Below are 10,860 nucleotides of genomic sequence, written 5' to 3'. Positions count from 1 at the left end.
ATAGTTCGTCTGAACTTAGCCTGAATTGCCCTGCCTTTTTAAAGATTAAAATAATTATCCCAACTTTTGTGATCACATTAGGATGTTTAATTTAATAAAACGTAAACATATTGTTAATTTGGCAGGACGCTCCTGCCTCGGTTGCACTAGAGTGTACACAAACAATAAGGCGTTTTAGAGGAACCCTATGAACGACAGAAATCACCTGGGTAATGTGTCGGTGACACATGAGGTCAGGATAATAGAAAATGGGTTACTGGATATTCCGATGCTGGCCATTCTGGATGCAGACGGTACGGTTTATCCGCAAGCCAAAGAGCCAGAAATCAATCAGCAACTGGCCATTAAAATGTATCACACCATGCTCTACACGCGCATGCTGGATGAGCGTATGGTCGCTGCTCAACGCCAGGGCCGGATCAGTTTTTATCTGGCCAGTACCGGTGAGGAAGCCGCAGTAGTGGGCAGCGCTGCAGCGCTGTCGGCAGGTGACATGATCATGAGTCAGTATCGCGAGCAGGGTGCCCTGGCGTTTCGCGGTTATACCTCTGCACAGTTTATGAATCAGATGTTTTCCAATCGTCTGGATCCCAACAAAGGGCGTCAGATGCCTATCCACTATGGCGATAAAGCCCTTAACTTTATGACCATTTCGTCACCCCTGGGCACGCAAATTCCACAGGCGGCAGGGTATGCCTATGGTCAGAAACTGGCGGGCAACGATGCATTAACTATCTGCTATTTTGGTGAAGGGGCCGCCTCTGAAGGTGATTTTCATGCCGGTCTTAATATGGCAGCGGTGCTTGACTGCCCGGTGATCTTTTTCTGCCGTAATAATGGTTATGCCATTTCTACGCCTGCTGAAGAGCAGTTCGCCGGCGACGGTATTGCTTCACGTGGGATTGGCTATGGCGTGCGTACTATCCGGGTTGACGGCAATGACCCGCTGGCTGTTTACAGCGCCACGGTAAAAGCACGGGAGCTTGCTCTGTCAGCCTCGCAACCGGTATTGATTGAGGCCATGACCTACCGTTTGGCGGCGCACTCTACCTCAGACGACCCAAGCGGTTACCGCTCGAAGAAAGAAGAAGAAAAGTGGCGTCTGAAAGATCCCATAGAGCGTTTTAAAGTGTGGTTACAGAACAAAGGCTGGCTGAAGGAGGAAGACACCGAACAGTACCTTAAAGAAGTACGCAGCGACATTCTTACCGCGCTTAAAACGGCTGAGAAAGTCCCGGTAAATCCAATTAGCGATATTGTGGAAGACGTCTACAGCGAAGTGCCATGGCACCTCAAAGCACAGCGGGAAGCATTACTGGAGCACATTAATCGCTACCCGGATAAATATCCTAAAACGTCGGGTGAGGTAGGTAAGTAATGGCAAAGTTAAATTTACTTCAGGCAATCAATCAGGCCCTGATCACTGCCATGACCGAAGACGAAAAAGTCGTGGTATTTGGCGAAGACGTGGGCCATTTTGGTGGCGTATTCCGGGCAACCAGTCACTTGCAGGAAAAGTTTGGTAAAGCCCGCTGTTTTAACACGCCGCTGACCGAACAGGGCATTATTGGTTTTGCCAACGGCCTTGCGGCCCAGGGCAGTGTGCCGGTGGCCGAGATCCAGTTTGGTGACTACATCTTTCCGGCCTTTGACCAGATCGTTAATGAAACCGCGAAGTTTCGTTATCGCTCCGGTGGTCAGTTTTCCTGTGGTTCACTCACCATCAGAACGCCGTACGGCGGTGGCATAGCGGGTGGTCATTATCACTCCCAGTCACCGGAGGCATTTTTTAGCCATATCCCGGGTCTGAAGGTCGTGGTACCGCGCGACCCGTATCAGGCTAAAGGGTTGCTGCTGGGCGCTATTCGCGATGACAACCCGGTGTTATTTATGGAGCCGAAACGCCTTTATCGCGCCTCAGTGTGCGAGGTGCCGGAAGAAGATTATTCCATAGGTCTGGGCAAAGCCGAGGTGATTCAGGAAGGTAACGATATTACCTTGCTGGCCTGGGGCGCTCAGGTTGAAATTATTCAAAAAGCGGCAGCCATGGCGCTGGAAGACGGAGTGTCCTGTGAGATTATCGACTTACGCAGCATCTTACCCTGGGATGCACACACCGTTGCCGAATCGGTAATGAAAACCGGCCGTCTGCTGATCAACCACGAAGCGCCGGTGACTTCCGGCTTTGGCAGCGAAATTGCCGCACATATTCAAGAGCAGTGTTTCTTATATTTGGAAGCGCCGGTTACCCGGGTGTGCGGTCTGGATACGCCGTATCCGCTTGCGCACGAAAAAGAATACATGCCAGACGAATACAAGACATACGAAGCCCTTAAACGCATGCTGAACTACTGAGGTAAATATGACAGATTTTATTTTGCCTGATATTGGCGAAGGCGTTGTCGAGTGCGAACTACTCGAGTGGCTGGTCAGTGAAGGCGATACGGTAGAAGAAGACCAGCCGGTGGCAGAGGTGATGACCGACAAAGCCACGGTACAAATTCCCGCTATCCACAGTGGCGTTATTACCCGGTTGTATTATAAACCCGGCGATATTGCCAAAGTGCACGCGCCTCTGTTTGAACTTAAGCCTGCTAATGACGATAGCAACACGGCGCAGCAGCAAGAGCCGGATGCGCCACAAACACCTGAGAAAGCGCCAGAGAAAACGATTGAGACGGCGCCATCCGATAACGCAGGCAGTGCCGTAGAAACGTTTATTCTGCCTGACATTGGTGAAGGCATTGTCGAATGTGAAATCGTAAAATGGCACATCGACGCCGGCGATTTTGTTGCCGAAGATGATGTGGTGGTTGAAGTAATGACCGACAAAGCCGTGGTGGAAATTCCCGCCAAGCATGCCGGTACCCTTGTTAAGCGTTATCACGAGGTCGGGCAGATTGCCAAAGTGCATGAGCCTTTATTTGATTTGTCAGTCGAGCACGAAGGTGCGGGGGTTACTTCAGGCGCAACCGCCAGTAAAGAAACTGCTGTGCAGTCATCACAGCCAGCTCCGGGCAAAACGGTACCCACGGGTTTTCAGGAAGGTGGGTTCGAGCCACCCAAAGTGATTGAAGGTAAGGTACCGGCCAGCCCGGCGGTCCGCCGCCTGGCGAAAGAGAATAACCTGGCTCTGCAGGACATTACCCCATCCGGTAAAAAAGGCCGGGTGCTGAAACAGGATGTCCTTAATGCGCTGCAACAAGGTCAGCAGAGTTCGGCGCTAACCACTTCTCAGGCAAAAAGTACAGCGGCTGAAGAACAGGCAAGCAGCATCGTGCCATTATCACCGGTACAAAAAGCTATGGCGAAACAGATGGTCCGCTCTGTGAGTACGATTCCGCACTTTACCGTGTCGGATGAACTGGTGATGGATCCGCTCATTGCGCTTAAAGCGTCGTTAAAGGCACAGTTTGCCGATGCGGATATTAAGCTGACCTTTATGCCGTTTTTCATTAAGGCCTTGTCCTTATGCTTAACGGAATTTCCGCAGTTTAATGCCCGTCTTAGTGAGGATGGCAACGCCATGACCTACTTTGATGACCACAATATTGGTTTTGCAGTAGATAGTAGCGCCGGTTTACTGGTACCAAACATTAAACAGGTACAGAACCTGAGTGTGCTGGAAATCGCTGAGGCCATGCAGCGCATTGTTGCCGATGCCAAACAGGGTAAGGTGAGTAGTAGCGACCTGAAAGGCGGTACTATTAGCATTTCCAATGTAGGTGTATTGGGCGGCACTACCGCCACACCAATTATTAACTACCCTGAACTGGCCATTGTGGCGCTGGGTAAAATACAGCAGTTGCCGCGATTTGATGATCAGCAACAGGTTATCAGTCAGTCTGTTATGCAGGTGAGCTGGTCGGCCGACCACCGGGTTATCGATGGTGCCACCATGGTAAGGTTTAACAATGTATGGCTGGATTATCTGTCCAATCCGCTCAAAATGTTAAGCAAACTACGTTAACCCGTTACGGCACTGGTATCTTGGTGCAGCGGGCGATAAACTTGCGCGATTCGCGCAAGTTTCGCCTGTATCTGCGGTCCGAAGATCCTTGATAACAGGTTTCAAGAGAGAGCACTATTTTGCTGAGTTACCAACACGGTTATCACGCCGGTAATCATGCCGATATCCTCAAACACCTCTGCTGGCAGGCAGTGATTAATCGCCTGAAGCAAAAAAACAAGCCGTTTAATCTGATTGATACCCACGGCGGCTCTGGCTGTTACAGCCTCGATTCTGAACAGGCCAATAAAACCGGCGAGTACAAAGACGGTGTGGTGAAGCTGGATCAGTTCTCGCCGCAGGATCCGCTGCTCGTTGATTATCTGGCCGCGCTGGCGTTATACCGCAATAACAACGAGTACCCGGGTTCACCGGTACTGGCTGCAGATTTACTGCGCACCAACGACGCATTGCACGTAATGGAATTACATCCCGGGGAATTTGAAAATTTAAAAGGGGTGCTTAAACGCCATAAAGGCGAGGGGCAGGTACACAGCCACTTTCGTGACGGCCTGGAAGGCCTGGTCGCTTTATCGCCGCCTAAGCCTAACCGTGGCGCGGTGCTAATCGATCCCCCCTATGAGTCACGCAGCGAATACCAGGCAGTGATAAATGCGGTAAAAGAGTGTTTAAAACGCTGGCCTCAGGCACAAATTCTGATTTGGTATCCGTTGTTGTCGGCCCGTGCCGGCGATAAGGCGGGGGAATCTGAAGCTATGTGCCAGACCCTTTCCAGGCTTAATCACAATGTATTGCAGGTAGAACTGCTGGCCCAGGATAAAAACGCCGATGCCGGCATGTATGGTTCCGGCGTGTGCTTTATTAACCCGGCCTGGCAAATCGACACCATTTTAACCAATAGCCTGACTGAGCTTTGCCCACGTTTAGGCACGCAATGCCAGCACAACGTGGTTTGGCTTAATCACACCGAGTCATGACCAGAAAAGGCATCCGCCATTTTTATATTCCTGAAGAGCAGTCGGTGTATCTGCTTTCTCATGCGGATGCCAAAAAGCTTAAAGACTGGATTGCGCTATGTATCGCGCAGCTCGAAAGCCTAGGTTTTACCGATATAAGCCTGATAGGCAAAGGTGCGTATGGCTTTGCCTTTGGCGGGCGCGACCACGCCGGTGCCGAACTGGTGTTTAAATTCACCCGCATTACCCTGCCTGTGAGCATTCAGGACCGCCTCGAGGAAGAAGCGTTTATGCAGGGGCTGCTCAGGCACTCGTATATTCCGGCAGTGAAAGAATTCTACCAACGGGGCAGGCAGTCCATTCTGATGATGGAGCGGGCGCCGGGGATCGACCTTGAGCAATACAGTCTGCGCGAGGGGCCCATCGGGCCGCGACTGATTGTTAAGATGGCCGTGCAACTGGGTAAAATCCTGCTGTATTTACGTCAGTTTGAGCTGGACGGCGGACACCGGCCTATCGTCCACGGCGACATTAAACCTTCTAACCTGGTGTGGGATGAAGCCAACGAACGCCTGAGCCTTATCGACTGGGGCTCCAGTGTATACGCACAGCTTGATGAACACCTGCAGCCGGTGCAAAACAATGTGCTCGATTTAATGTCGGGAGATATCCAGCAAACCAATGCCCGCCTGGGGGATATCTACTTTATTGGCGATGCGCAGCTTAATGGTGAGCGCTCAAGTCCGCGCTTCGACGAGCAGGGGCTGGCTGGTACTTTGTATGCATTGGCCTCCGGCCAGTCGGCGCGGTTTGCCCACCAGGTTATCCCGCCATCCTCGCTGGGATTACCGAAAATATTGTCTGACATTCTTATCTATATGCTCAGCGACAGCGTTGCAGAACAGCACAGTGGCGGTGACTATTTGCTGTCGCACCTTAAATTACTGGAAAACCTGGTGTTTGTTAACGATACCGTCGAGCGCTACGAATCCTTATTACCGGTGTGGGTAGCCAAAGAGCGCAAAAATATCGAATCGGTGGTATACAGTTCACGTAAGTCTTTTTTACGCCAGCAAAACGATCTCAGTGAGCAGCAGTCGGATGAACTCAGCCAGTTAAGCTATTTAAACGATGCTCAATTTGAGCGGTATTACAAAAATTACCTGGATGGCATGGGCGCCACCGAGAAAGGCTTTTTAGCGGCGGTTGGCCGCCTGGCCCGTTATCCGGTGGTAGGCGGCCTGGTAATTCACTGGCAGCCGGAAGGTGTGTATATTGATTCGAGCCTGAATTTACAGGATCCTGCCAGAGAACAGGCTTTCAAGCATGCGGTAAATACTGTGGTTACGCTGGCCCGTGCCATTCATCGTCAGGGTGTATTTAAATGCTGTCTTTTTGATGCCAAAAACACTCTGCACATTGAGCGTGAGCAAATTGAATCGCCGTTTGTAGCCGGTGCGGCTACTATTATTCCTTATGAAAAATCCAGTGTGTCATTGAGCACATCTGAAAGCCGGGTGCATTCGTACTTTGAAGACGGTGATGATCCGGACGAGTTCCTCGCATTACCGCCACAAATTATGCAGGCCATCAAAGCGCTTAATACTATTCATCACACCGGCTGTATCATTTTCGAGGCGCTCGAGACGCACCTAAAAATTCATAGTTACTATCGATTGCTTGATCATACGAAGGAAAATGAGTTTAATGCGTTACTGAAAGAAATCATTGATTCACTGCCACTCCTTACCGGTGAAGGCACCTGTGGTTTTATGAAGTTACCTTACAAAGACACGCGTTTTTTTGAGCACCGGGCAAAGTGTGCCGACAAATTTTATCCTCGCAATCCCCGAACGCGGTAGTCAGTCTTTTTGGCAGTGAACCTGTCTGTTTATCTATTGGGAGTTACTCTTGGAACAGCAAAACGAAGTTAAAGTTGCTTCTTTACTGGAATTAGAAACCCTGGAAAAGGGACTTTATCGTGGCCAGAGCTGGGATCTTGGCTTTCGTGCCTTATTTGGTGGTCAGGTGTTAGGTCAGGCGTTAAAGGCGGCGTGGGCAAGCGTACCTGAGGGCCGCGTTACACATTCTTTTCACAGCTACTTTTTATTACCCGGCGATGCAAAGCAGCCGGTAGTTTACGACGTAGAAATCGTGAGGGATGGTAAAAGCTTTTCTGCCCGGCGGGTAAAAGCCATTCAGAATGGCCGCAACATTTTTTATATGACAGCCTCATTTCAGCAACCGGAAGAGGGCATGCAGCATCAGTATGCCCAGATGCCTGATGTGCCAGCACCGGAAGAGGTTGAGCCTGACATCAGAATGTACGAGCGTAACTACGAGAATATCGGCCGCAGAATGCGTGAAGCGCTAAGTTACCATCGCCCCATTGATATTCGCACCGTCGATGCCGTGCGTTCATTTACGTCAAAAAATGATAAGCCTGAGCGATATACCTGGTTACGGGCAAACGAAGACCTTGGCGATTCACAGGCCATGCATCAGGCGGCGCTGGCCTATGCCAGCGACTATCATTTCTTAAGTACGTCGCTGCAGCCCCATGGCGTGCAAATTACCGACCGCAACCTGGCGATTGCTACTATCGACCATGCCATGTGGTTCCATCGCCCGATTAACATGAACGACTGGTTATTGTATTCCATGGAGAGTCCGGCCAGTGGTGGCGCCAGAGGTTTGGTACGAGGGCAGTTGTTTAACCAGCAGGGTGAGCTGGTGGCGTCAACCATGCAGGAAGGTCTGATGCGGATCACCGACTGAACCCTTAATTTTTGGCCCTCTCAGAGCATGATTGAATGAGTCAACGAACTGCTGGCGTTATTGGCGCTGGCAGCAATGCACTGACAAATTTTTGTTTGCCCATAAAAAATGCCCAGAACTTAAAAAGCTCCGGGCCTAGGGGAATGGCTCATTGCTGAGCCGTGCGCTAACTTTTACAAAGGGAGAAGTGAACAAATCGTCTTTGTAGATTTGTAATCATAGCTCAAAATCGTTCAATTTATAAACAATTTTTTATTCTGTCCCATTTTTAATCAATTATAGATGCTAACCAGTAATTTACGCCAGTGATTAAGCACATAATTGACAGCGAATGCACAAAATATAACCCGGCTGTACATTATTTGCCCAAAAGTAATGTGCATTAAAATTGTTCTATATACTTATGCGTATCACATGTTGGTTTTCTTATTCACTATGTGAATAATGATAATCAGCTAATCACCCGAAACTGTGATTGTGGTTTAGTAACCGAATTGCCAGAATAGCGCCCACAGGTTTACTTTACTGAGCAGGTATCATCAATGAAATCATACAGCAGTCATATTCCGCCACAACGTACGTTAATGGGCCCGGGTCCGTCTGACGTGAGTCCCCGTGTGTTAAATGCCATGGCTCGCAGTACCGTGGGTCATCTCGATCCTGATTTTATTGGTTTAATGGATGAAACCAAAGAACTGTTGCAGTACGCCTTTAAAACTGAAAATGCCTTAACGATGCCGATATCCGCACCGGGCTCGGCCGGAATGGAAGCTGCGTTTGTTAACCTTGTTGAGCCGGGCGACACGGTTATCGTTTGCATCAATGGCGTGTTTGGCATGCGTATGCGCGAAAATGTCGTGCGTAGTGGTGCCACGGCAGTGGTAGTTGAAGACGACTGGGGAACGCAAACGGATCTCAATAAGCTCGAAGACGCGTTAAAAGCCCACCCGGAAGCTAAAATCGTTGCCTTTGTACACGCCGAAACCTCTACCGGGGTGCGTAATGACGCCGAGAAAATGTGCGCGCTGGCCCGCCAGTATGACTGTCTGACCATTGTTGACGCGGTGACTTCGTTAGGCGGCATCGAGCTGGCCGTTGACGACTGGCAAATAGATGCGATCTATTCAGGATCGCAAAAATGTTTAAGCTGTGTACCGGGTATTTCGCCGGTTTCATTCAGCGATAAGGCCCTTGAGGTGATTAAAGGTCGTCAAACGCCTGTGCAAAGCTGGTTTTTGGATATGAACCTGATTGTTGGTTACTGGGGCCAGGGCGGTAAGCGTGCTTATCACCACACAGCCCCGGTAAACAGTATTTATGCATTGCACGAGTCACTGGTTATGTTGCACGAGGAAGGCCTTGAAAACGCCTGGCAACGCCACGCCACGCTGCATAATAAGCTGGTTGCCGGCCTTGAGGAACTGGGCATTGAAATGGCCGTTGATAAAGCCTGTCGTTTACCGCAGCTAAACGTAGTTCGTATCCCTGAGGGAGTAGATGATGCAGAGGTTCGTGGCCGCCTGTTAACTGATTTTAATCTGGAAATTGGTGCTGGCCTGGGCGCCTTTGCCGGTAAAGTATGGCGAATTGGTTTGATGGGCGCGGCCTGTACCGACAAAAACGTCGACTTTTGTCTGGCTGCACTGAAGACGGTACTAAAATAATACCGCTTAAAGACGACGTCCGCAGGACGACTAAAAAATTCCTGAATATAAAGGCTGGCAAAATAAAAAATTGTTAATTGCCAGCCTTTAACGCTACTATCTCAGACTGTCGTGTCAGGTAACACCCGGGAAGGTGAGAACGACAGTGCATTAATCTGCTATCTCTGCTTTCCTGTTTTACGGTTTAACCTGTCCGCCCGTTGTTTACTCATTATTCAGGTTAATCATCTATGTTGCATCGAATTTGGCTTACCTTTATTGTCAGCGCATTTCTGGCGACCTTATATCAGGCCCTGTGGGGCGAAAACCCTGGCGGTTTTCAGGATGTAATGAATGCTGTAAGCAGCATGGCAACCCTGAGTGTAGAAATCGCCATTGGCCTGATAGGGGTGCTGGCATTCTGGCTGGGCATTTTTGAGGTGGCTGAAAAATCGGGCTTAATCAAGAAGTTTTCCCGGGTACTTGCACCGTTTTTATGTCGCATAATGCCTGACATTCCCCGCGACCACCCGGCGCTGGGCAGTATTACCATGAATATGTCGGCCAACTTGCTGGGTCTTGATAATGCGGCAACGCCCTTTGGTATTAAGGCTATGCAGGATATGCAAACCCTGGCACCCCAAAAAGATACGCTTACCAACAGCCAGATCCTGTTTCTGGTACTGAATACCTCGTCGGTAACTTTATTTCCCATCGCGGTATTTCTGTACCGTGGCGAGCAGGGCGCGGCGCAGCCCACCGATGTGTTTATTCCTATTTTACTGGCGACCAGTGCATCAACGCTGGCAGGATTAATTGTTACCTGCCTGGTGCAGCGTATTAACCTGTTTAATCGTGTGGTGCTGCTGTATCTGGTTGGTGTGTTTGGCTTGCTGGCAGCGGTTATTTTGTATTTTGCCCAGCTGGCCGCCACCGAACTGGCCAGTCAGTCGGCTATTGTGGCCAACAGCTTATTATTTACCTTTGTGGTCGGCGTGCTCATTTCTGGCTGGCGGGTAGGCAATAACACTTATGAGCAATTTGTTGATGGCGCTAAAAAAGGCTTTGAAGTGGCGGTATCGCTCATTCCATTCCTGCTGGCGATGTTAGTCGCTATTGGCATGTTACGCGCCAGTGGTGTTATGGATATTCTGGTCCAGATGATTGCCACCGCAGCAGGGTGGATGGGCTTTGACCCGCGCTTTGTGGATGCACTGCCCACCGCCTTAATGAAACCGCTGAGTGGCAGTGGTGCCCGGGCGCTGATGATTGAAACCATGCAGCACCATGGCGCAGACTCCTTTGCCGGGCGTTTATCATCGGTGATGCAGGGTTCTACCGAAACCACCTTCTATGTGCTGGCAGTGTATTTAGGCGCAGTTGGTATTAAACACTCCCGCTATGCCGTAGCCTGTTGTCTGGCAGCTGACGTGGCCGGTATTGCCACCGCAATTGTGGTGAGTTACTGGTTCTTCGGTTAATAACATATATGGGATAACAGTTCAGGTTAGGT

General features: G+C 50.0%; 8 protein-coding genes. All 8 read left to right on the top strand.

What is annotated here, in order from left to right; translation table 11 throughout:
• Nucleotides 1-187 precede the first annotated feature (187 nt).
• The 8 genes from AC566Q_RS13055 to AC566Q_RS13020 all read left to right on the top strand — a co-directional run bounded on the left by AC566Q_RS13055 (nucleotide 188) and on the right by AC566Q_RS13020 (nucleotide 10,828).
• Nucleotides 188-1,378 (top strand): thiamine pyrophosphate-dependent dehydrogenase E1 component subunit alpha, encoded by a 1,191-nt coding sequence (locus AC566Q_RS13055; RefSeq protein WP_499606844.1) that lies wholly within the window; start codon nucleotides 188-190, stop codon nucleotides 1,376-1,378.
• Nucleotides 1,378-2,355, top strand: a complete 978-nt coding sequence (locus AC566Q_RS13050; protein WP_499606842.1) for an alpha-ketoacid dehydrogenase subunit beta — start codon at nucleotides 1,378-1,380, stop codon at nucleotides 2,353-2,355. Before AC566Q_RS13055 ends, AC566Q_RS13050 begins: the two co-directional genes overlap by 1 nt.
• Before the next feature lie 7 nt (nucleotides 2,356-2,362).
• Nucleotides 2,363-3,970 carry a dihydrolipoyllysine-residue acetyltransferase gene (locus AC566Q_RS13045; protein ID WP_499606841.1) on the top strand — a complete coding sequence of 536 codons (1,608 nt, stop codon included), beginning with the start codon at nucleotides 2,363-2,365 and terminating at the stop codon, nucleotides 3,968-3,970.
• Between the two features lie 119 nt (nucleotides 3,971-4,089).
• Nucleotides 4,090-4,947, top strand: a complete 858-nt coding sequence (locus AC566Q_RS13040; RefSeq protein WP_499617317.1) for a 23S rRNA (adenine(2030)-N(6))-methyltransferase RlmJ — start codon at nucleotides 4,090-4,092, stop codon at nucleotides 4,945-4,947.
• On the top strand, nucleotides 4,944-6,788 hold the full coding sequence (locus tag AC566Q_RS13035) for a protein kinase domain-containing protein (protein WP_499617314.1): 1,845 nt from the start codon (nucleotides 4,944-4,946) through the stop codon (nucleotides 6,786-6,788). Before AC566Q_RS13040 ends, AC566Q_RS13035 begins: the two co-directional genes overlap by 4 nt.
• 49 nt (nucleotides 6,789-6,837) lie before the next feature.
• Complete coding sequence (tesB, locus tag AC566Q_RS13030; RefSeq protein WP_499617311.1) at nucleotides 6,838-7,704, top strand: acyl-CoA thioesterase II; 867 nt, start codon at nucleotides 6,838-6,840, stop codon at nucleotides 7,702-7,704.
• A gap of 542 nt (nucleotides 7,705-8,246) precedes the next feature.
• Nucleotides 8,247-9,368: a pyridoxal-phosphate-dependent aminotransferase family protein gene (locus AC566Q_RS13025; RefSeq protein WP_499617308.1), complete on the top strand. Its 1,122-nt coding sequence runs from the start codon at nucleotides 8,247-8,249 to the stop codon at nucleotides 9,366-9,368.
• 230 nt (nucleotides 9,369-9,598) lie between these two features.
• Nucleotides 9,599-10,828: a nucleoside recognition domain-containing protein gene (locus AC566Q_RS13020; protein WP_499617305.1), complete on the top strand. Its 1,230-nt coding sequence runs from the start codon at nucleotides 9,599-9,601 to the stop codon at nucleotides 10,826-10,828.
• Nucleotides 10,829-10,860: the final 32 nt, after the last annotated feature.

The sequence above is a fragment of the Alteromonas sp. H02 genome (assembly GCF_059682525.1).
This window is presented reverse-complemented; position numbering and strand designations above follow the sequence as displayed.

Bases quoted from the DNA above. Each gene is read 5' to 3' on its own strand.
- AC566Q_RS13055 (WP_499606844.1), top strand. From the start codon at position 188: ATGAACGACAGAAATCACCTGGGTAATGTGTCGGTGACACATGAGGTC.
- AC566Q_RS13050 (WP_499606842.1), top strand. From the start codon at position 1,378: ATGGCAAAGTTAAATTTACTTCAGGCAATCAATCAGGCCCTGATCACT.
- AC566Q_RS13045 (WP_499606841.1), top strand. From the start codon at position 2,363: ATGACAGATTTTATTTTGCCTGATATTGGCGAAGGCGTTGTCGAGTGC.
- AC566Q_RS13035 (WP_499617314.1), top strand. From the start codon at position 4,944: ATGACCAGAAAAGGCATCCGCCATTTTTATATTCCTGAAGAGCAGTCG.
- AC566Q_RS13025 (WP_499617308.1), top strand. From the start codon at position 8,247: ATGAAATCATACAGCAGTCATATTCCGCCACAACGTACGTTAATGGGC.
- AC566Q_RS13020 (WP_499617305.1), top strand. From the start codon at position 9,599: ATGTTGCATCGAATTTGGCTTACCTTTATTGTCAGCGCATTTCTGGCG.